Genomic DNA, 20,254 nt, shown 5'->3' on the forward strand with positions numbered 1-20,254 from the left:
GCGTCCGTCGTCGCCGGGAGACATGGGGTACGGTGTCGGAACCGCACCGCGCCGACCGGAGGACTCCGTGACCGACCCGACGCCCCTGGCCACCGAGCCGGAGACGCCCTCCGTCTCGAGCACGCTTCTCTCGCGACCACTCCTCTCGCGAACACCTCTCTCGCGACCACTGGGCCGGACCGGCCTCCCCGTTCATCCGCTCGCGCTCGACGGCTCCGTCTTCGGCTGGGCCGCCGGCATCGACGACACCACCGAGGTGCTCGATGCGTTCGGGCGCCTGGGCGGCACGCTGATCTCGACGGCCGACCACTATGCGACCGGCCGCAGCGAGTACATGATCGGGCGATGGCTGGAGCAGAGCGGGCTGCGCGAGCAGATGCTCGTCGCCACGAAGGTCGGCCGGCACCCGGACGCGCCGGGCCTTGCACCCGAGGACGTCCGCATCGCGATCGAGGGGAGCCTCGAGCGGCTCGGCACCCGGATCGACCTCCTCTCGTTCGACAGCGAGGACCCCGACATTCCGATCGCCGAGAGCCTGGCGGCGGTCGCGCCGTTCCTCGCCGACGGCTCGGTCGGAGCCCTGGGTGCCGCGCACTTCAGCGGAGCGGCGATCACGGCGTTGCACGAGACGGCGACCGCGTTCGCGTTGCCCACGCTCGCGGCCGTCGTAGCGGAGTACAGCCTGATGGAGCGCAGGACCTATGAGTCCGATGTCGCGCCCGACGTGGTGCGGCTCGAGCTGGGCACCCTCGCGCGTCTGCCGCTCGCCAGCGGCTACCTCACCGGCACCCTGCGCAGCCGCACCGACGAGCCGGAGTCGGCCCTGTTCGAGGCGGGACTGGACTACGTCGGCCGGCACGGCTCGAGGGTGCTGGCGGCTCTGGACGAGATCGCCGAGGCGCACGGCACCGAGCCGGCCGTGGTCGCGCTCGCGTGGGTGCTCTCGCACCAGGAGGTCTCGGCCGCGATCGTGCGAGCCCGGAACGCCGAGGAACTCGAGGCTCTGTTCGCGTCGGCGCTCCTCCCGCTGACCCGCAGCGACATCGCCCAGCTCGACCGCGTCTCAGCCTGAGGAGGCCCGCCGGCCCGCTCGCACTCGCGGCGGACCGCGCCGGCGGCTCCCGCCCCGGCTGCCCCGGATAGCCCGACCGGCCGCCTCAGCGGCGTAGGATGCGCGCCTCCCACGGACCCAGCGTCGATCCCGTCGCACCCGCGACATTGCCGAGCACCGCCTCGGCTCCCGCCCATTCTGCCAGCAGCGGGACCTCGAGCGGCTCGCCCGACACGTTTCCGACGATGAGGAGCTCGCCGGGTCCGGTGCGGGTGAAGGCGAACAGGGTGGGGTGCTCGGCCTCCAGCAGTGCGAAGCGGCCCAGCTGCACGGTCTCGTCGGCGTGCCGGAGGGCGATCAGGGCGCGGTAGTACTCGAACACCGACCGCTCGGCTGCCCGATCGGCGGCGACGTTCACGTGGGCGGCGTTCGGATTCACGGCGATCCACGGCTCCCCGGTCGTAAAGCCCGCCTGCGGACCGTCGTCCCACTGCACCGGAGTCCGGGCGTTGTCGCGGCTCTGCGCGCGAAGCCCGGCGAGCACCGTCGCCGGGTCCTCGCCGCGCTCGTCGACGGCCTCTGCCCAGTAGTTCAGCGACTCGACGTCGCGGAAATCCTCGATTCCGGCGAACGGCACATTCGTCATCCCGATCTCGTCGCCCTGGTAGATGTAGGGCGTGCCCCGCTGCAGGTGCAGGAGGGTCGCCCACAGCGTCGCGGACTCGTAGCGGTGGGCGCCGTCGTCGCCGAAGCGGGAGACCAGCCGGGGCTGATCGTGGTTGCCGAGGTAGAGGCTGTTCCAGCCGCGCTCGGCCAAACCCTCCTGCCAGCGCGCGAGATTGGCCTTCAGCGCGACCAGATCCAGCGGCACCGGGTGGAACTTGTCGACGCCGTGGTCGATCCCGACGTGTTCGAACTGGAACACCATGTCGAGCTCGCGCCGCTGCGGATCCGTGACCAGCACGGCCTCCTCAAGAGTGACCCCGGGCATCTCCCCGACCGTGAGGAAGGCGCCCTCGCGGTGCGCGAACACGGCCTCGTTCATCTCGCGGAGGTACTCGTGGAGCCGCGGCCCCACGCCGCCCATGATGCCCGTGCCGCCCTGCTCACCGTCGATCGCCTCGACGTCCTTCGAGACGAGGTTGATGACGTCCATCCGGAAGCCGTCGACTCCGCGGTCGAGCCAGCGGTTCATCATCGCGTGCACCGCTCGCCGCACCTCCGGATTCTCCCAGTTGAGGTCGGGCTGCTGAACCGCGAAGAGGTGGAGGAAGTACTCGTCCGTCGCGGGATCCAGCGTCCACGCGGGCCCCGAGAAGTAGGAGCGCCAGCCGTTGGGCTCGGCGACATCGAGCCCGGCGTCGGCCGCCGCGTCGAGCTCGCGTCCCGGCTGGACCGAGCGGCGCCCGCGACGCCACCAGTACCAGTCGCGCTTCGGGTCCTCCTGCGAGGAGCGCGACTCGACGAACCAGGCGTGCTCGTTGCTGGTGTGGTTGACCACGAGGTCCATCACGATGCGGATGCCGCGCTCGTGCGCCTCCGCGAGCAGCAGGTCGAACTCCTCCAGCGTTCCGAAGCGGGGGTCGATGTCCTCGTAGTCCGAGATGTCGTAGCCGTTGTCGTGCTGCGGCGACGGGTAGATCGGCGAGAGCCAGACCACGTCGACACCCAGGTCGGCGAGGTGGTCGAGCTTGGAGCGGATGCCGCCCAGATCCCCGATGCCGTCGCCGTTCGAGTCGGCGAAGGAGCGAGGGTAGATCTGGTAGACGACCGCGCTCGTCCACCAGGGCGTCGATGTGTCCGGTGCGGCTGATCCGGGAGTCGGCGAGGCGGTGACAGAGGGGGTCGAGTCGTCAGAGTTCATGGTCGCGAATCTAGCCGGGACGACCGACACGGAGGGGGGCTTGGCGCACCAGCCTCAGGCGCGATCCGCACCCGTCAGCGGCGCCGTGTAACGATCTGGTGAACCGTCGCGGATCCGGCGGGGTGGCGGCTCCGCTGCTCGGTTACTCTCTCCCCGGCGGGCCCGAGCCGCCGCAGGGAGAGTGGTGGCGTGCCCAGGGACAGGACCGGCGCAGCCGTGAAGGCGCCCCGCCACAGTGCTGGTCCCAACGGCGCAGTTTCTGACGGCGCTGTTCTCGACGGCGCTGCTCCCGACGGCGCTGTCGCCCTCCGCGCCGTGCCCGCTCGTGCCTTTCCCCCTCGCGGCTTCCTCGCTCGCGCCGCCGGCGGTGCCCTCGCCGCGAGCGAGCCGGTCGAGCCGAGCGTCGTCGCTCCCTCTCGCCGCCGCCCACTGGGCGACTCCGGCCACGACCTCTTCCCCTTCATGCTCGACTCCGCCGCCCTCGGCCGCGAGGACGGCGCGGCACTGCTCGAGCGCTACGGGGCGTGGGGCGGCAACGGCGTCGTCGTTACCGACTCGAGCCTCGCGGAGGGCGCGGGCGGCTGGCCCGCGGGGCACCGCGACCGCGACCACTTCGTCCTGCTGGGCCGCTTCGGCGCCCCGAGCGCAACGCCCGCGACCCCGCGCGCGCTCGTCAGCCGTGTCGAGGAGTTGCTGCGCCGCCTCCGCACGGACCGCCTCGACGTGCTCGCCGTCCGCCCTGGCGGCGCGGGTCGCCTCGACGAGCTGCTGAGCGCCGTCGAGGTTCTTGTGGCGCGCGGGCTGATCCGCTCGGTGGTCGCCTCCGGGTTCTCGCCGGAGGAGCTGTTCGAGGCGCGCGTGCTGGCCGCTCACGGCCTGCCCCGGTTCGTCGGCGCGGAGGTGCGCTGGAACCTGCTGGAGCGGCAGGAGTCGGAGAGCGATCTCGGCCTGGTGGCCGCGGGGCAGGGGCTCTCCCTGGTCTCGACCGTGCCGCTCGCACACGGCTTCCTGCGCGGAGTCGAGCGGACCCGTCGCGAGCTGAGCCGCCTCCCCGACGGGGCCCTCGCCGCCGCCCACGTCGGCCGCCGGGGCCGCCGCGTGCTCGCGGTCCTCGACGCGATCGGCACCGAGCTCTCGGCCGCGCCCGCTGCCGTCGCCCTCGCCTGGCTGTTCGGGCGCCCGCACCTGGCCGCGGCGACCGTCGCCCCGCGCTCACCGGCCGATGTCGATGCACTGGTACGCGCGGTCTCGCTCGACCTCGACGCCGGGCACCTGGCCGCTCTGGAGCGCGCGCGCCGCTGACTGCGCCCGTCTGCGACGTCCCGCGGCCGCCACCCGCCACGGCGCGACAGCCCGCGGTGGCCCGTCGCCGGGGTGGCCTAGGGTAAGCACGATGAATCACGGAGTCGCACTGCCCCTCGACCAACCGGAGACCTCGGTCCGGGCCGCAGGCGGATCCACGGTCCGCCGCTCCGTTCTCCCGAGCGGTGTCCGCATCCTCAGCGAAGCGGTGCCGGGCGCTCGCAGCGCCACGATCGGCTTCTGGGTCGCCGCGGGATCGCGCGACGAGCGGACCGGGCACCCCGCCACCGCGGGGGAGCCGGCCGTGCCCTCCAACGTCGGCTCGACGCACTTCCTCGAGCACCTGCTGTTCAAGGGCACGCAGAAGCGCTCGGCCCTCGACATCGCCGTGTCGTTCGACTCCGTCGGCGGGGAGCACAACGCTCTCACCGCCAAGGAGTACACCTGCTACTACGCCAAAATCCAGGACCGCGACCTGCCGATGGCGGTCGAGGTGATCGCGGACATGGTGACCTCCAGCCTGATCGACCCGGACGAGTTCGAGACCGAGCGCGGGGTCATCCTCGAGGAACTCGCGATGGCGGACGACGACCCGGCCGACGTCGCGGGGGAGAAGCTGTTCGAGGCCGTCTTCGGCGACCACCCCCTCGGCCGACCGATCGGCGGCACCGCCGCGACCATCGGTGAAGCCACCCGCGACGCGGTATGGGCGCACTACCGCTCCGCCTACCGCCCCCGCGACGTTGTGATCACTGTCGCCGGCGCCGTCGACCACGAGGCACTCGTCGCCCTGCTCGAGCGCGTGCTCGTCGCCGACGGCTGGGACCTCGGCACGGCGGCGTCCCCGGTCGAGCGCCGCGTCGGCGGACGCGCCTCCTACACCCGCGGCAGCGCCCTCTCGGTCGTGCACCGCCCCACCGAGCAGGCGAACCTCCTGGTCGGCTTCCCCGGTCTCGCTGCGGGCGACGAGCGGAGGATGACGATGGGCGTCCTCAACTCGATCCTCGGCGGTGGCATGTCCTCGCGGCTGTTCCAGGAGGTGCGCGAGAAGCGGGGCCTGGCCTACTCCGTCTACTCCTTCGCGCCCTCCTACTCCGACGCCGGGCTTTTCGGCCTGTACGCCGCGTGCACGCCCGCGAAGGCGGGGACGGTCGCCGAGCTCTTGCTCGCCGAGTTCCACCGCCTCGCCGAGCACGGGGTGAGCGACGACGAGCTGATCCGCGCCCGCGGCCAGCTGTCGGGAGCGGCCGCTCTCGCGCTTGAGGACTCCGACACCCGGATGTCCCGCCTCGGCCGTGCCGAGCTGACCTTCGGCGAGTTCGTGGACCTCGACGAGAGCCTGCGCCGACTCGCCCTCGTCGGCGCGGAGGACGTCCAGGCACTCGCGGCAGACTTGGCCCGGGGGCCGTCATCGATCTCGGCGGTCGGTGCGGTCGACGAGTCGGCCTTCGCCGGAATCGCCGGGGTCATGAGCGCCTCCGCGATCTGATCCGATCGTCGAACGCCCGCCGACCGCGCACCGCTGCGCCGCACCAGGGAGGACTCCCGTGTCCCACTACATCTACCTCGTCCGTCACGGCGAGCAGCAGGACGCCGAGCACGGTCTGCCGGACGGTCCCCTCTCGGCGCGAGGCGAGCGCCAGGCGCGACTGATCGCCGAGCGGCTCGGCGGAGTGCCGTTCACCGGTGCGTGGCACTCGCCGCTGCGCCGGGCCGAGGAGACGGCCGCGCGCTTCCAGACGCTGCTCCCGAGCCTGCCCCTGCAACCGTCGTCGCTGCTGTTCGACTGCATTCCCTCCGGTCCGACCCCGGACATGCCCAAGGCGTTCGAGCCCTTCTTCGGCAGCGTGACCGCGGCCGAGATCGAGGCGGGCCACGCGCAGATGCAGGACGCGGTCGCGGAGTTCCTGGCACCGTCCCGCGAGGACCGCCACGACCTCCTGATCACCCATAACTTCGTGATCGGCTGGTTCGTGCGCCAGGTCTTCGACGCCCCCGACTGGCGGTGGCTCGGGTTGAACCAGGCCAACTGCGGCCTCACGATCATCCGCGTGCGCTCCCGGAAGCCGCCGGTACTCGTCGTGCACAACGACCTGTCCCACCTCCCCGTCGAATTGCGCACCGGCCTTCCCGAGGCGCAGCCGTACTGAGCCCGCGCCCTGACCGTTGCGGGCTCAGGGTGCCGGAGTCGGTCGGCGCCTCCTTGCGGCCGTCGAGGACTGCGCGGCACGAGCAGCGGCGACCGTGGTACTGCACGTCCTGACCGGGAACGCCTCCGCGCTCGCCCTCTCGCCCTCGACCGGATGGCGGCCCCTCGGCGCTCCCGTTCCGCATCCGCTCTCGGGAGCGCCCATGCTGACCCTGGTGCGCGATCCGCCGCCAGCGCGACCCAGGCGCACTGCGCCGCGGGATACGCTGAGCCGGTGACTACTTCCGTCGCCGTGGTCGGTGCCTCCGGCCGACTCGGCTCCTTCACCTGCTCCCTCATCGACGCGTCGAGCGAGTTCACGCTTGTCGCACGGCTCGGCTCGCGGAGCGATCTCGCCGAGATGCTCACGGCCGACGTCGTCGTCGACATGACCGTGCCGGCCGTCAGCCAGCAGATTGTCGATGTCGCTGTGGCGAACGGCAAGAAGGTGCTCGTGGGCACCTCCGGTTGGACGGGCGGCCGCATCGCGGCGCTTCGGCGCACCGTCACGGAGCAGCCAGAGGCAGGTGTTGTCATCATCCCCAACTTCTCGCTCGGCTCGGTACTCGCGACCGCCCTCGCCACGGTGGCCGTGCGGTTCTTCGATGCCGCCGAGATCGTCGAGACCCACGGAGCGCGCAAGGTCGACTCGCCCTCCGGTACCGCGGTGCGCACCGCCGAGCTGTTGCTGCGTGCGCGGTCCGAGCTCGGTCCGGTGCAGGCGCCGCATACCGATCAGCGGGCTCGCGGCCAGCAGGTCGCGAGTGTGCCCGTGCACAGCCTTCGCCTGCCCGGAGTCGAGGCGCGCCAGGAGGTCGTCCTCGGCGGCACCGGCGAGACGGTGACCATCCGCCACGACACCAGCTCGCAGGCGTCCTACGAGCAGGGCATACTTCGCGCTCTCGACGCGGTCCGGACGACGACCGGCGTCGTGGTCGGTCTGGACGCGCTGATCGACCTGCGCGCCGCCTTCGACGCCGCTCCTCTGGCCGAGCGGCTCCTCGACGAGCAGCCCGTGGTTGGCCCGGCTCCGTCCGGTCAGGCCGCCGCGGCGACCAGCGCCCCGTGAGGACCCGGGTCGGAGTCGTCCTGATGGCGGTCCTGCTCGCCCTCTACCTGGTCGTGTGCCTGCAGTACTCCGTCGTCGCCTTCGCCGCGGGGACCGCGCCGGGGATCGTCATGGGCATCGGCCTGCTGATCCTGGGCGCTGTCGGGGTGTGGGGCCTCATCCGCGAGCTGCTGTTCGGACTGCGCGCCGAGAGGCTGGCTCGCCGGCTGGAGGGCGAGGACGCACTCCCGCAGGAGGTCCTCGATTCGCGCGCCAGCGGACGTCCGCTACGGGGAGAGGCCGACGCGCTGTTCCCCCGGTACGCGGAGGAGGTGGACGCGCAGCCGGAGAGCTGGCGCGCCTGGTACCGCCTCGGCCTCGCCTACGATGCCAGCGGCGACCGCAAGCGTGCGCGGGGAGCGATCCGCCGTGCGATCGCGTTGGAGCACGCCGCTCCGGCCTGACGGCTCCGGCTCCGGCTCCGGCCAGGCCGCTCCCGATCGCCGTCGCCGGGACTCGTCGTCACCGAGCGCGGGAGGCTTAGGCCAGTACCCACTCCAGCGCCTCGCTGACCGTGCGGTGCCGGAACTCGAAGCCGTCGTCGAGCAGACGCTGGGGGACCAGGCGCTGGCTCGACAGCAGGAGCTCGTGACCGGCATCGCGCAGCGCGAGCTCGATGACCTTCTCGGGCACGGGCAGCCTGAAGGGACGATGCAGCAGCTCGGCGAGTGTGCGCATGACATCGTTCGCGGTGGCGGGGACCGGCCCGGCCAGGTTCACCGGACCGGAGAGCTCGGACGTGAGCAGGTGGCGGAGTGCGGCGGCCTCGTCGTAGAGGCTGATCCACGGCCAGGCCTGGCCGCCGCCGCCGAGCGGCCCGCTCAGGCCGAGCTTCGTGAGGGGCAGGAGCGGCTTGAGAGCGCCTCCGTCGCCGAGGACGAGCCCGGTGCGGGCGGTGACGACCCGGGTTGCCTCGGGCGCGAGGTGAGCCGCCTTCTCCCAGCGGTCCACCACATCGGCGAGGAAGCCGGTGCCGCGCGAGGACCGCTCGGTGAGCTCCTCGCCCGGCCGGTCACCGTAGTAGCCGACAGCCGAGGCGTTGATCAGCGTTGCGGGAGGACTCGAGGACATCCGCATCGCGTCGGTGAGCGTCTGCGTCGACTGGATCCGCGAGTCGAGGATCTCGCGCTTGTACGAGGAGGTCCACGGCAGGCGGCTGATCGAGGCGCCGGAAAGATTGATCACGGCGTCGACTCGATCGAGGACGCTGAAGTCGAGCATGTGTGAGGTGGGCGCCCAGTGGAACTGATCCGGGCTCGTCGGTGCGTGGCGCACCAGGCGAAGGATCTGGTGCCCCTCGGCGCTCAGTTGACGGGTCAGCTCGGATCCGATCATCCCGCTGGCCCCCGAGATCAGGACGCGGAGTCGAGACGTCGAACCTTCTCGCCGGGGCGAGAGCTGCTCGGACGGTGTCGAGACGTGCTCGCGGGGAGTGCGCGCCGCGCGTCGCGGCGAACCCGTGCCGTTCGACCCGTCGTGATCGGAGTGCCGTGCGGATGAGTCGCTCATGGTGCCTCCCGGAGCCGGTCGCGGGCCGCCCGCGTAGTTGATCCAGCCTAGAGCCTCACGCTCAAGAGCCCGCCGATCGTCCGACGAGGCCTGCCCGCGCGAGCAGCAGGTAGAGCTCGCAGCCCAGACAGAGGCCGAACGCGGCGTTCAGGAACGCGGCGAGGAAGGCGACGGCCGCGGCGACGGGGACGGCTCCCGGCACTCCGGCGAGATGCAGGAGAACACCCGCGCCGGTGACGGCCAGGCCGATCAGCTGGGCGAAGCGCAGGGGCCGCGCGTCCTCCCACTCCTGCGGCGGGGCGAGATGCGGGCGGATGAGTCGGCGGAACAGGACGGCCCAGGGGCCGGAGCCGACGCCGCGCCCGGCGGACCAGGCGAAGAGCGCGGCCAGCACCAGGAGCAGGAGGAATCCGGGTTGCGCGAGACGGGCGACCAGATCGGCTCCGACGGGGACCGCGAGACCGAGGCCCACGGTGGTGAGGAGGAGCGCAGCGGTCACCGCGGCGGCGACCCGCGGACCACGGGGGTCGACAGCGCCGGGTGGGGGAGGGGCGGTCGTGGGCGACGGGTGTGTGCTCATCGGGTCTCCAGGAGTCGGTCGAGCTCGGTGGTCAGGGCGGCGCGGGTCGGTGCGCCGCCGATGCGGCTCCGCAGGGTGCCCGCGGAGTCGAGGAGGAAGAGGGTGGGCGTCTGCCGGACACGCAACCGCACGGCGAGGTCGGCGCGGTGTGTCAGGTCGACGTCGAGGTACGCCACCCCGGGCCGCTGCCGGACAAGCTCGCCCAGCATCCGCCGGACCGCGGGGCAGCGCGTGCAGACCTCGCTCGAGAACTGGACGACGGTGGCCTGCTCGCCGAGAACGGCGCCCGGGAGCAGCGCGCCGGGATCGATCGCGCCGGGATCGATCGTGCCTCCACCGCGGTCGGCGCTGCGTGCGACGCGTCCCGTGAGACGCCGGTGCAGGAGACCGAGGGCCGTGCCGATCGCGATCAGACCCGCGAGGGCGGCGGTGATCGTGACGGGGTCCATGCGGGAAGGCTACGTCGCGTGCATGCTTGCAGGAACCTCATGACGCGCCGTGACGCCCGGGTGTGCACCGGGTCTGGTCTAGGTTCGAAGCCGTGACTGAACTGAGCACCCCCCGCCCCGATGATCAGGCTCCTGTGTTCCGGAGCGATGTCGTCGTCGAGCTCGTCCGATCGAGCGCCCACGACTCCGACGTGCTCTTCGCCGCCCGCGTCTCGACGCAGGGCGAGAAGACGCTCGCCGAGGCGCTCGACGGTGAGGAAGCGGACGCCGAGCTACAGCGCAAGCGCGACCGCGGCCTGATTAATTACCTGATGCGCGATCGGCACGGCTCACCGTTCGAGCACAATTCGATGACCTTCTATGTTCAGGCGCCGATCTTCGTCTTCCGCGAGTTCATGCGGCACCGCATCGCCTCCTACAACGAGGAGTCGGGCCGCTACCGCGAGCTCCGCCCGGTCTTCTACGTGCCCGGCCCCGAGCGCAACCTCGTGCAGATCGGCAAGCCCGGCGCCTACTCATTCGAGCCGGGCACCCCCGAGCAGGCCGAACTCGTCGCCGAGGAGACCCGCCGCGTCAGCACACAGGCGTACGAGTCGTACCAACGGATGCTCGGCGCGGGTGTCGCCCGCGAGGTCGCCCGGATCGTGCTCCCGCTGACCATCTATTCCTCGATGTACGTCACGCTCAACGCCCGCTCGCTGATGAACTTCCTCTCCTTGCGCACCAAGCGCGAGGACTCGACGTTCCCCTCTTTCCCGCAGCGCGAGATCGAAATGGCCGCCGAGCAGATGGAGACGCACTTCCAGGAGCTGATGCCCCTCACGGCCGCCGCCTTCACCGCGAACGGCCGTGTCGCCCCCTAGCGGCCCGCGCGGTCCCCAGCGCGCGCGACCACGTGCCCCTGGTCCGTTTTGCCGCCCCGTCCGTTCTGCCGGCCCCGTCCGTTCTGCCGGCCCCCGTCCGATGTGCAGGAGATGGTGCGATTCGCAGGCGCATCGTGATCGAGAGCGCTCTCTTCCCTCTGCGGCGGCGGCGAGAGCGCGCATCCCCTGCATATCGAACCGCAGCTCCTCCTCCACAGCACCCGATTCTCGGCGCTGTCCACTGATCGGCACTGCCGCCGCCCGCGAGGTCGTGGTCCCCGTCACTCTCGACGCATGCGCTCCTCCACCTCAGCCCTCCTTCGTGCCGGAGGCGTCGTCAAAACAGCTCAATTCCTGCGCGAGGGGACGACTCAGCGAGAGCTGACCCGCGCCGTCGTCGCTGGCTCCCTCGTGCGCATTCGGAAGGGCTGGTACGCCCGTCCCGGTCTCGCTCCCTCCATCGAGCAGGCCTTTCGCGTAGGAGGGGTCCTCGCCTGCGCCGATGCGGCTGCTGTGCACGGGCTCTGGGTCCCGCACTTCCGTGGACTCCACGTGGCCGTCGTGGATCGGGCGTCGCGGCTGCGCGATCGCGAGGAGTACCACCGGCGGCTCGCGCATGCCGCGGACGTCGTCGTGCACTGGTCGGAGACGGCTCCGTCACCCTGCACGCTGGTGCAGAGCATCGAGGACTGCATTGTCATTGCCGCCCGATGCCAGGGAGCCGAGTTCGCCTTCGTCCTCCTCGAGTCCGCTCTCAGGCTCCGGCTCCTCGGCGATTCAGCTAAGCAGCGGCTGCTGGAAAGGCTCCCGCCAAGGATCCGAAGGTTGTTGCGTCCTGCGGGTCGCCTCTCCGAGAGCGGCCTCGAATCGATGGTCGCGTTCCGTCTGCACCGCCTCGGTATCCGCTTCCGGCAGCAGGTGCGGATCGGCGCTCGCCGCGTCGACTTCCTCCTCGGCGAGGCACTCGTCCTCGAGGTCGACGGAGTGGCCTTTCATGAGGCCGATCAGGACAACCGCCGCGACATCGAACTCGGCCGCCTCGGATATCGCATCCACCACTTCCGAAGCTCGGCCGTCCTCCGCCACTGGGACACGGTCGAGGCGGATATCGTCGCTGCGCTCTCGCGCGGCGACCATCTCCGCGCTTGACCTCCTCCGCGCTTGACCCTTTCTGCGCTGGATGACCTCCGACGTCACTCTGCCCGCTCCTCCGGAAGCTTCTCGTGCCGTCACGCCCGTGCCATGTGCAGGGGATCCCGACGGCCCGATCCGAATCACGCGGTGGAACTGCCCGAAGTGCTGGGACCCCCTGCACATCGCACTGTGTCCTGCGAATCGCACTGTGTCCTGCATATCGCACTGTGTCCTGCGAACCGCACTGTGTCCTGCGAACCGCACCGTGTCCTGCACGTCGCCATCGCCCCCACCCGCCGACGACGGCACCCCCACCACGCCGTCCGCGGCGGCGCGGCGCCGACCCCGCTACCCTGGCTCCGTGTCAACTCCGGAGAATCCCTTCGGCCAGGTCCTGGTCGCCCTGGTCACCCCGTTCACCGCCGACGGCGAGGTCGACTGGCCCGGGGTCGAGAAGCACATCGACGACTGCATCGCGGCGGGCGCCGACGGCATCGTGGTCACCGGCACCACGGGCGAGACCAGCACTCTCACCGACCCGGAGAAGATCCGCCTGGTCGAGGTCGGCCGCTCGGTCGCTGACGGCCGCGCGAAGATCATCACCGGCGGCGGCTCGAACGAGACCGCCCACGCGATGCAGCTCGCCCGTCAGAGCGAGAAGGCCGGCGCCGACGGCAACATGATCGTCACTCCGTATTACAACAAGCCGACGCAGGCCGGTGTGCTCACCCACTTCCGAATGATCGCCGATGCGACCGACCTGCCGGTCATCCTCTACGACATCCCGGGTCGCACTGGCGTCCCCATCCGCTACGAGACGATCCTGCGCGCGGCGAAGCATCCGAACATCCTCGCCGTGAAGGACGCGAAGGGGGATCTCTCCGAGGTCAGCCGCGTGCTCAACCAGACCGATCTGATGTACTTCTGCGGCGACGACGCGAACGTGCTCCCCGAGCTCGCCATCGGCGCCACCGGGCTGATCGGCGTCACCGCGAACATCGCCGCTGCACCGTACCGCACCATCGTCGACTCGGTGAACGCCGGCGACCTGCGCGCCGCGACCCGCGCGCACCAGCAGCTCGAGCCGCTCGTGCGCGCCTTGATGACGCATGTACCCGGCACGGTCGCCGCGAAGTACATCCTGCACGGCCTCGGCCGCATCTCGTCGCCCCGTGTGCGACTGCCGCTGGTGGGCCCTGAGGAGTCGGAGGCGGCCCTCATCGAGGACGAGCTCGGACTGGTGCGCGACATCCCGGGCGTCGACTTCCGCAACTTCCGGCCCGATCGCAACGCGGCGGCCGGCGGCGCCCTCCCGAAGGTCGCCGGCACCACCCGCTGAGTCCGAGCGGCGGCTCCCGAGAAGGTACTCGCAGAGAAAGAGGAGGGCGCATGCCCAGTCCCGTGATCACTCCCGCGCCCCTCGCGCCGGGCACCCTGCGGATCATCCCCCTCGGCGGCCTCGGCGAAATCGGTCGCAATATGACCGTGTTCGAGATCAACGGCAAGCTCCTGGTGGTCGATTGCGGCGTGCTCTTCCCGGAGGAGAACCAGCCGGGCGTCGACCTGATCCTGCCGGACTTCACGCCGATCAAGGATCGGCTCGACGACATCGTCGCAGTGGTGCTCACCCACGGCCACGAGGACCACATCGGCGCCGTCCCGTACCTGCTCCGGCTCAAGCGAGACATCCCGCTGATCGGCTCCACGCTCACGCTCGCCCTGGTCGAGGCCAAGCTCAAGGAGCACCGGATCAAGCCCTACACGTTGACGGTGAAGGAGGGCGATGTCGAGAACCTCGGTCCCTTCGAGCTCGAGTTCATCGCCGTGAACCACTCGATCCCGGACGCGCTGGCCGTCGCGATCCTCACCGACGCCGGCTCCGTGCTGCACACTGGCGACTTCAAGATGGACCAGCTCCCGCTGGATGGCCGCATCACCGACCTCCGCGCCTTCGCCCGCCTCGGCGAGGAGGGCATCGACCTGTTCCTGGTCGACTCGACCAATGCCGACGTCCCCGGATTCACGCCGAACGAGCGCGACATCGGCCCGGTCATCGAGAGCGTCATGGCGAAGGCGACCCGCCGCGTCATCGTCGCGAGCTTCTCCAGCCATGTGCACCGGGTGCAGCAGGTGCTCGACGCAGCGCACGCGAACGGCCGTCGGGTGGCGCTGCTCGGCCGCTCGATGGTGCGCAACATGGGGATCGCGGCCGACCTCGGCTACCTCAGGGTCCCGCCGGGGGTGCTGGTCGACATGAAGAAGGCGGGCGACGTGCCAGAGAACCGGATCGTCTATATGTCGACCGGATCGCAGGGCGAGCCGATGGCTGTGCTCAGCCGCATGGCGAACCTCGATCACCAGATCGAGCCGGGCGAGGGCGACACCGTGATCCTCGCCTCCAGCCTCATCCCGGGCAATGAGAACGCGGTTTACCGCGTGATCAACGGGCTCACCAGGCTCGGCGCGACGGTCGTGCACAAGGGCAACGCGAAGGTGCATGTCTCCGGGCACGCGGCCGCCGGCGAGCTGATCTACTGCTACAACATCCTCGCGCCGCTGAATGTCATGCCGGTGCACGGCGAGTACCGGCACCTGGTCGCGAACGCGAAGCTCGCGCGCGAGACCGGGATCGCGGAGGAGAACACGATCATCGCCGAGGACGGCACGGTGATCGACCTGCTCGACGGGAAGGCGACCGTCGTCGGTCAACTCGACCTGGGTTTCGTCTACGTCGACGGGTCGTCGGTCGGCGAGATCACGGACGCGGACCTCAAGGACCGTCGGATCCTCGGCGAGGAGGGCTTCATCTCCATCATTGTGGTCGTCGAGGCCGGGACGGGCCGGGTCGTGGTCGGCCCCGAGATCCATGCGAAGGGATTCGCGGAGGACGACAGTGTCTTCGACGAGGTGAAGCCGCGCATCGCGGCGGCACTCGAGGAGGCAGTGCAGAACGGAGCGAGCGATCAGCACGCGCTCTCGCAGGCCGTCCGTCGCGTTGTTGGTCGATGGGTCAACACGTCGTACCGTCGCCGTCCGATGATCGTGCCGCTGGTCATCGAGGCCTGAGGCTCCTCCACAGGACCGATCGGCGTCCCGGATGTCCGCCCGCGGCGCGGGTCACCGGAGCTGACGGAGGTGCCGGGTACGGTGGCCTCATGGCGACCAGTACCAAGACGACCTCGCGCGGGCGCGGCAGCGCGACTCCCCGCTCCGGCGCGCCGCGATCCGGCCGAGGTTCGGGCAAGGCGGCCGCCGAGACGAAGACAGTGGCCTTCGAGTCCGCGCCCCGCACGAACCCCGCGGTGCGGGTCTGGATGGTGCTGGCCCACCTGGCAGGCGGCGCAGCCCGTGCGCTCGGTCCCGAGCGGCTGGCGAAGGAGGAGCGCCGCGACGGCGTTCCCTTCCTGTTGCTGCTGCTCGCGGTCGCCGGCGCAGTGGTCGAGTGGTTCCTCGCGACCGACCCGGTCGCCCTCGTCCTCGACGCCTGGAGCTTCGGCGGTTTCTTCGGCCGCGTCGCGTACGTCCTCCCGGTCGTGCTGCTGCTGTTCTCCCTCTGGTTGTTCCGCCACCCCCGTTCCGTCGACGACAACGGGCGGATCGGCGTCGGCGTGATCACGCTGCTCGTCGCCTCGGCGGGCCTCTGCCATGCGCATCTTGGCCTGCCCCAGCCCGGTCAGGGCATCGAGACGATGGCGGCAGCGGGCGGAGTCCTGGGCTGGCTCGTGGGTGCTCCGCTCGCGGCGATCGCGACGGTCCCCGGTGCCACTGTGCTGCTGTCGGTCGTGATCCTGCTCTCGCTCTTCATCATTACCAAGACCCCGCCGAATCGGATCGGAGCGCGGTCGCGCGAGCTCTACGGCTACCTCTTCGGAGCCCCGGTGCTCGACGACGAGGAGCGCTCGCGGCTGAAAGCCGAGCGCGCGGCCGCGAAGGCCGCAGCGAAGGCGGAGGCGGAGCAGGAGGAGGAGGACTCCCATCAGGACGGCGGAGAGCTGCCCTGGTGGCGGCGCACCGAGTCCGGTCGCGAGGACGAGCCGACCGTGCAGCCCGAGCTTCCTATCGACTCCTTCACCGAGGTCATCGAGGGCACGGCGCCCGCCCGGAGCCGGGCGAAGGGGTTCGACACCGCACTCGAGGAGCGCGACGACGAGGCGCAACCGCCCACGCGTTCCTACGCCACCGAGGTGCTGGCCGACGCCGAGACCGCGGAGGCGGCGCTCGCGCGCGTCGAGCAGGGCGGCGCGCTCCGTGCAGTGACGGGAGTGGTCGACGACGACGCGACCGACGTCATCCGGCTCGATCGACTCGATGTGGCGCCCGCCGTCCCCGTCCCGCCCGTCATCGAGACGGGCCCGATCGCACCGCTGAGCGAGGAGGACCCGACCGCCGGGTTCGACTCGTCCTTCGAGGACAACGCCCCCTACCGGCTCCCGTCGGCGGCCGCTCTCTCGACAGGAACTCCTTCGAAGGCGCGGTCGGCCGCGAACGACGAGATGGTCCGCGCCATCACCGAAGTGCTGCAACAGTTCGCCGTGGACGCGAGCGTCACCGGCTTCTCACGCGGTCCGACCGTGACCCGCTACGAGATCGAGCTCGGCCCGGGCGTGAAGGTCGAGCGCGTCACTGCGCTGAGCAAGAACCTCTCCTACGCGGTCGCCAGCAACGAGGTCCGGATCCTGTCCCCGATCCCGGGTAAGAGTGCGATTGGTGTCGAGATCCCGAACACCGACCGCGAGATCGTCTCGCTCGGTGATGTCTTGCGCTCGCCGGCGTCGACGACTTCCACGCACCCGATGACGATCGGCGTCGGAAAAGACGTGGAGGGCGGATACGTCGTCGCCAATCTCGCCAAGATGCCGCACCTCCTGGTTGCCGGCTCGACCGGCTCCGGCAAGTCCAGCTTCATCAATTCGATGATCACGAGCCTGCTGATGCGCGCGCGGCCGCAGGACGTGCGCATGGTGCTGATCGACCCCAAGCGCGTCGAGCTCACGATCTACGGCGGTGTACCGCACCTGATCACTCCGATCATCACGAACCCCAAGAAGGCCGCCGAGGCGTTGCAGTGGGTCGTGAAGGAGATGGATATGCGCTACGACGACCTCGCCTCGTTCGGCTTCCGTCACATCGACGACTTCAACGCAGCGGTCCGCGGCGACGAGATCAAGCTCCCGGCCGGAAGTAACCGTGTGCTCAAGCCGTACCCGTATCTGCTGGTGGTGGTCGACGAGCTCGCCGACCTGATGATGGTCGCCCCCCGCGATGTCGAGGACTCGATCGTGCGCATCACCCAGCTGGCGCGCGCCTCGGGGATCCACCTCGTGCTGGCCACGCAGCGCCCCAGCGTCGATGTCGTGACCGGCCTGATCAAGGCGAACGTACCGAGCCGGCTCGCCTTCGCGGTGACGAGCGTGACCGACTCGCGGGTCATCCTCGACCAGCCCGGAGCCGACAAGCTGATCGGGCAGGGCGACGGTCTGTTCCTTCCGATGGGCACCAACAAGCCCATGCGCGTGCAGGGCGCCTGGGTGCGCGAGGACGAGATCGCGAAGGTCGTCGAGCATGTCACGCGGCAGGCCCAGCCCGAGTACCGCCAGGACATTACTGTCCAGGCGCAGCGCAAGGAGATCGACTCCGATATCGGCGACGACCTCGAGCTGCTCATGGCCGCGGCCGAACTCGTGGTCAGTACGCAGTTCGGCTCGACTTCGATGCTTCAGCGCAAACTGCGCGTCGGCTTTGCCAAGGCCGGACGTCTGATGGACCTCCTGGAGTCGCGCGAGGTCGTCGGCCCGTCCGAGGGGTCCAAAGCCCGCGACGTGCTGGTCACCTCGGAGCAGCTGGCGGGAGTCCTCGCGCGGATGCGCGGCGAGGAGCCGGGCGAGGGGACCGCCCCGCCGCTTTCGGTCGCGACGGGCCCGTCCGCGGACCCGCTGGCCGAGCCGACCGGCCCGGTTGCTACCGACTACCACGACGACGACGAGGGGTCCGGCGAGGACGCTTGGGCGCTGACGGGACGCGAGTGATCCCCGCGGTCGCTCGCCCGAGAACGAACGGCGGAGCACGATGAGCACTCCCACGGCACCCGCTTCGGCCCGGTCCGGGAACTGGAACCTACCCAACGCGATCACGGTCGTCCGCATCCTGCTGGCGCCGATCTTCCTCTGGCTGCTCCTGGCCGACGGCGGGCAGGACGGCGGGCTCCGCATCGCCGCGGCGCTGCTGTTCATCGTCGCCATCGCGACGGACGGCATCGACGGCCACATCGCCCGCAGCCGCGGTCTGGTGACCGATCTCGGTAAGCTCCTCGACCCCATCGCGGACAAGGTGCTCACCGGAGCGGCGCTCGTCGGCCTCTCCATCCTCGCGGAGTTGCCGTGGTGGGTCACGGTCGTCATCCTGGTGCGCGAGATCGGCATCACGGTGTTCCGGATGGCCGTGCTCTCCGACCGGGTGATCCCGGCCTCTCGCGGCGGCAAGCTCAAGACGATCGTGCAGTCGGTCGCGATCTCCCTCGCTCTCCTTCCCCTCTGGGCGGTGCTGGGAGAGTGGGTGCACTGGCTGAACGGGGTCACGATGACCGCCGCCGTGGTGCTCACGGTCCTGACCGGTATCGACTACCTCGCCGATGCGGCCCGTCAGAGCCGAGCATCGCGGCCGAAGCCGTGACGCCCGCGGACCTCATTGCGGAGCTCCGCCGCCGAGGCGTCGATCTCGCTGTCGCGGAATCGCTCACAGGCGGCGCGCTCAGTTCGGCGCTGGTGGACGTCCCTGGAGCCTCCGCTGTCTTCCGTGGGGGAGTCGTCAGCTATGCCACCGAGCTCAAGCACCGCCTCCTCGGAGTTGATGCCCGTGTGCTCGAGGCGCGCGGACCGGTTGATCCCGGAGTCGCCGTGCAGATGGCCCGCGGAGCGGCGTCGCGTCTGGCGGCGGACGAGCGGTCCACGCTGGGCCTGGCGACCACGGGCGTGGCGGGCCCTGAACCTCAGGGAGGTGCGGCGGTCGGCACGGTCTTTGTGGCCGCCGTGCTCGGGGGCGATGAGCTCGTTCGCGAGCACCGCTTCGCCGGGGATAGAGCGGCGATCCGCTCCGCTTCCGTCGTGGCCGCCCTCGCGGTCGGCGCAGAGATGCTCGCCCGCCGGGCGTGAGGCGGATCCCCGGCCGGGAGCCGGGGTTCGGAATGCCCCGCAGTGCAGCCCGGTTACATCTGATATCGCTCACACGCAAAGTCCAGTCATCCGGTATTAGAGTCGTTACCATACGAACCGGGTAGTGAACAGCTACCCGGTTCTCTCGTCCCAGCCCCCCGATCACGCGCTCCGGAACATCCCGGCGCCCGTACTCCCGGAGCAGGTGTGCGACATGCGGTTGATGTGGAGAAGGAGGGTCCAGTGGTTCTAGTTCGTCAGGAGATCGGCGATGTCCTCAGGGACTTTCGCCTGCAGAAAGGTCGTACGCTCCGTCAGGTAGCGAGCAAGGCGAGCGTAGCGCTCGGCTACCTGAGCGAGGTCGAACGTGGTCAGAAGGAGGCCTCCTCGGAGATCCTCGCCTCTGTCGCGGACGCTCTCGACACCCCCATCTCGGTGATCATGCGCGAGGTTGGCGATCGTCTCGCCGTCATCGAGGGCATCGACACCATCCCCGACACCATCCCGGCCGATATGGTCGCCGGCTTCGACGCGGATCTCGTCGCGCAGTAGTCGGCTCCCGTCCCCTCCCACCCACCGCACCCCGTTCCACGCGAAGGGCGTCCAGGCTCCGGCCGGGCGCCCTTCGGCGTTCCCGGGGGAGTGGTGGGCGGGAGCGGCTAGCGTGGAGTCATGCGCTTGAGCGAGTTCCGCCAGCTGGTCGACGACGAGTTCGGCGCAGGGTATGCGCGTGTGCTGGTCTCGGATCTCGTGCTCACCGAGCTGAGCGGGCAGACCGCAGAGCAAGCGCTCGCGAACGGCGCGGAGCCCCGGGATGTGTGGCTCGCCCTGTGTCGAGCCAGCGATGTTCCGCAGGCGCGCTGGCACGGCGTGGACTCGGGCAAGCGCCGCCGGTAAGTCATCGCCTGCCGAAGCCGTGTTCGACACGCCGGCATCCTCTGCTCGAATCCGTGTTCGAACGGGTCTAAGCTCCTCCACAGAAGCAGAAACGGCCCCGTATCCACGGAGTCGCTCTCGCTCGGCACCGGTGTCGGTGGTCGGGCGTACCGTCGGAGACA

Annotated in this window: 19 protein-coding genes; 15 read left to right on the top strand and 4 right to left on the bottom strand. The window is 70.4% G+C overall.

Annotation, left to right across the window (positions count from 1 at the left end; genetic code table 11):
• Nucleotides 1-67 precede the first annotated feature (67 nt).
• Nucleotides 68-1,072, top strand: coding sequence for an aldo/keto reductase (locus A6122_RS05070; RefSeq protein WP_167542347.1), 1,005 nt, complete (start codon nt 68-70; stop codon nt 1,070-1,072).
• An 85-nt stretch (nt 1,073-1,157) separates the two neighbouring features.
• Here A6122_RS05070 and A6122_RS05075 read toward each other — a convergent pair whose 3' ends face one another.
• Complete coding sequence (locus tag A6122_RS05075) at nt 1,158-2,915, bottom strand: glycoside hydrolase family 13 protein (protein ID WP_084415829.1); 1,758 nt, start codon at nt 2,913-2,915, stop codon at nt 1,158-1,160.
• A 189-nt stretch (nt 2,916-3,104) separates the two neighbouring features.
• Between A6122_RS05075 and A6122_RS05080 the strand changes: the two genes are divergently transcribed.
• The 5 genes from A6122_RS05080 (at nt 3,105) to A6122_RS05100 (ending at nt 7,917) form a co-directional block, all read left to right on the top strand.
• Nucleotides 3,105-4,217 carry an aldo/keto reductase gene (locus A6122_RS05080; protein WP_146085095.1) on the top strand — a complete coding sequence of 371 codons (1,113 nt, stop codon included), beginning with the start codon at nt 3,105-3,107 and terminating at the stop codon, nt 4,215-4,217.
• Between the two features lie 91 nt (nt 4,218-4,308).
• The gene (locus tag A6122_RS05085; protein WP_068252338.1) at nt 4,309-5,706 is read left to right on the top strand and encodes a M16 family metallopeptidase; all 1,398 of its coding nucleotides are present in this window, start codon (nt 4,309-4,311) and stop codon (nt 5,704-5,706) included.
• A gap of 58 nt (nt 5,707-5,764) precedes the next feature.
• Nucleotides 5,765-6,367, top strand: coding sequence for a histidine phosphatase family protein (locus A6122_RS05090; protein ID WP_068252340.1), 603 nt, complete (start codon nt 5,765-5,767; stop codon nt 6,365-6,367).
• Nucleotides 6,368-6,640: 273 nt separating this feature from the next.
• Entirely contained in the window at nt 6,641-7,474 is an 834-nt protein-coding gene (dapB, locus tag A6122_RS05095; RefSeq protein WP_068252343.1) for a 4-hydroxy-tetrahydrodipicolinate reductase, read from the top strand.
• Nucleotides 7,471-7,917: a hypothetical protein gene (locus tag A6122_RS05100; RefSeq protein WP_068252344.1), complete on the top strand. Its 447-nt coding sequence runs from the start codon at nt 7,471-7,473 to the stop codon at nt 7,915-7,917. The genes dapB and A6122_RS05100 overlap by 4 nt, the downstream gene beginning before the upstream one ends.
• A 76-nt stretch (nt 7,918-7,993) precedes the next feature.
• Here A6122_RS05100 and A6122_RS05105 read toward each other — a convergent pair whose 3' ends face one another.
• From A6122_RS05105 to A6122_RS05115, 3 genes are all read right to left on the bottom strand, one after another.
• Nucleotides 7,994-9,022 (bottom strand): TIGR01777 family oxidoreductase, encoded by a 1,029-nt coding sequence (locus A6122_RS05105; protein WP_084415830.1) that lies wholly within the window; start codon nt 9,020-9,022, stop codon nt 7,994-7,996.
• Nucleotides 9,023-9,083: 61 nt separating this feature from the next.
• Nucleotides 9,084-9,602, bottom strand: coding sequence for a DUF4395 family protein (locus tag A6122_RS05110; protein ID WP_068252346.1), 519 nt, complete (start codon nt 9,600-9,602; stop codon nt 9,084-9,086).
• Nucleotides 9,599-10,051 (bottom strand): TlpA family protein disulfide reductase, encoded by a 453-nt coding sequence (locus tag A6122_RS05115; protein ID WP_068252348.1) that lies wholly within the window; start codon nt 10,049-10,051, stop codon nt 9,599-9,601. Before A6122_RS05115 ends, A6122_RS05110 begins: the two co-directional genes overlap by 4 nt.
• Before the next feature lie 92 nt (nt 10,052-10,143).
• Between A6122_RS05115 and thyX the strand changes: the two genes are divergently transcribed.
• The 9 genes from thyX to A6122_RS05160 all read left to right on the top strand — a co-directional run bounded on the left by thyX (nt 10,144) and on the right by A6122_RS05160 (nt 20,093).
• Nucleotides 10,144-10,914, top strand: a complete 771-nt coding sequence (gene thyX / locus A6122_RS05120; protein ID WP_181026395.1) for an FAD-dependent thymidylate synthase — start codon at nt 10,144-10,146, stop codon at nt 10,912-10,914.
• Nucleotides 10,915-11,208: 294 nt separating this feature from the next.
• Nucleotides 11,209-12,063: a DUF559 domain-containing protein gene (locus A6122_RS05125; RefSeq protein ID WP_068252352.1), complete on the top strand. Its 855-nt coding sequence runs from the start codon at nt 11,209-11,211 to the stop codon at nt 12,061-12,063.
• 346 nt (nt 12,064-12,409) lie between these two features.
• Nucleotides 12,410-13,387 carry a 4-hydroxy-tetrahydrodipicolinate synthase gene (gene dapA, locus A6122_RS05130; RefSeq protein ID WP_068252353.1) on the top strand — a complete coding sequence of 326 codons (978 nt, stop codon included), beginning with the start codon at nt 12,410-12,412 and terminating at the stop codon, nt 13,385-13,387.
• A gap of 50 nt (nt 13,388-13,437) precedes the next feature.
• Nucleotides 13,438-15,114, top strand: a complete 1,677-nt coding sequence (locus A6122_RS05135) for a ribonuclease J (RefSeq protein WP_068252354.1) — start codon at nt 13,438-13,440, stop codon at nt 15,112-15,114.
• A gap of 89 nt (nt 15,115-15,203) precedes the next feature.
• Nucleotides 15,204-18,074 (top strand): FtsK/SpoIIIE family DNA translocase, encoded by a 2,871-nt coding sequence (locus A6122_RS05140; RefSeq protein ID WP_068252357.1) that lies wholly within the window; start codon nt 15,204-15,206, stop codon nt 18,072-18,074.
• Nucleotides 18,075-18,114: 40 nt separating this feature from the next.
• Entirely contained in the window at nt 18,115-18,717 is a 603-nt protein-coding gene (gene pgsA / locus A6122_RS05145; protein WP_068252360.1) for a CDP-diacylglycerol--glycerol-3-phosphate 3-phosphatidyltransferase, read from the top strand.
• Entirely contained in the window at nt 18,714-19,196 is a 483-nt protein-coding gene (locus A6122_RS05150) for a CinA family protein (protein ID WP_208855050.1), read from the top strand. The genes pgsA and A6122_RS05150 overlap by 4 nt, the downstream gene beginning before the upstream one ends.
• A 243-nt stretch (nt 19,197-19,439) precedes the next feature.
• Nucleotides 19,440-19,748: a helix-turn-helix domain-containing protein gene (locus tag A6122_RS05155; RefSeq protein ID WP_068252363.1), complete on the top strand. Its 309-nt coding sequence runs from the start codon at nt 19,440-19,442 to the stop codon at nt 19,746-19,748.
• A 120-nt stretch (nt 19,749-19,868) separates the two neighbouring features.
• Entirely contained in the window at nt 19,869-20,093 is a 225-nt protein-coding gene (locus A6122_RS05160; protein WP_068252370.1) for a DUF3046 domain-containing protein, read from the top strand.
• Nucleotides 20,094-20,254 lie beyond the last annotated feature (161 nt).

The sequence above is a fragment of the Rathayibacter tritici genome (genome assembly GCF_001641005.1).
Classification (GTDB): domain Bacteria; phylum Actinomycetota; class Actinomycetes; order Actinomycetales; family Microbacteriaceae; genus Rathayibacter; species Rathayibacter tritici.

Excerpts from the sequence above, each read along its gene's own strand:
- A6122_RS05075 (WP_084415829.1), bottom strand. The coding sequence starts at position 2,915 with ATGAACTCTGACGACTCGACCCCCTCTGTCACCGCCTCGCCGACTCCC.
- A6122_RS05085 (WP_068252338.1), top strand. The coding sequence starts at position 4,309 with ATGAATCACGGAGTCGCACTGCCCCTCGACCAACCGGAGACCTCGGTC.
- A6122_RS05105 (WP_084415830.1), bottom strand. The coding sequence starts at position 9,022 with ATGAGCGACTCATCCGCACGGCACTCCGATCACGACGGGTCGAACGGC.
- A6122_RS05110 (WP_068252346.1), bottom strand. The coding sequence starts at position 9,602 with ATGAGCACACACCCGTCGCCCACGACCGCCCCTCCCCCACCCGGCGCT.
- A6122_RS05115 (WP_068252348.1), bottom strand. The coding sequence starts at position 10,051 with ATGGACCCCGTCACGATCACCGCCGCCCTCGCGGGTCTGATCGCGATC.
- A6122_RS05125 (WP_068252352.1), top strand. The coding sequence starts at position 11,209 with ATGCGCTCCTCCACCTCAGCCCTCCTTCGTGCCGGAGGCGTCGTCAAA.
- A6122_RS05135 (WP_068252354.1), top strand. The coding sequence starts at position 13,438 with ATGCCCAGTCCCGTGATCACTCCCGCGCCCCTCGCGCCGGGCACCCTG.
- A6122_RS05140 (WP_068252357.1), top strand. The coding sequence starts at position 15,204 with ATGGCGACCAGTACCAAGACGACCTCGCGCGGGCGCGGCAGCGCGACT.
- pgsA (WP_068252360.1), top strand. The coding sequence starts at position 18,115 with ATGAGCACTCCCACGGCACCCGCTTCGGCCCGGTCCGGGAACTGGAAC.
- A6122_RS05160 (WP_068252370.1), top strand. The coding sequence starts at position 19,869 with ATGCGCTTGAGCGAGTTCCGCCAGCTGGTCGACGACGAGTTCGGCGCA.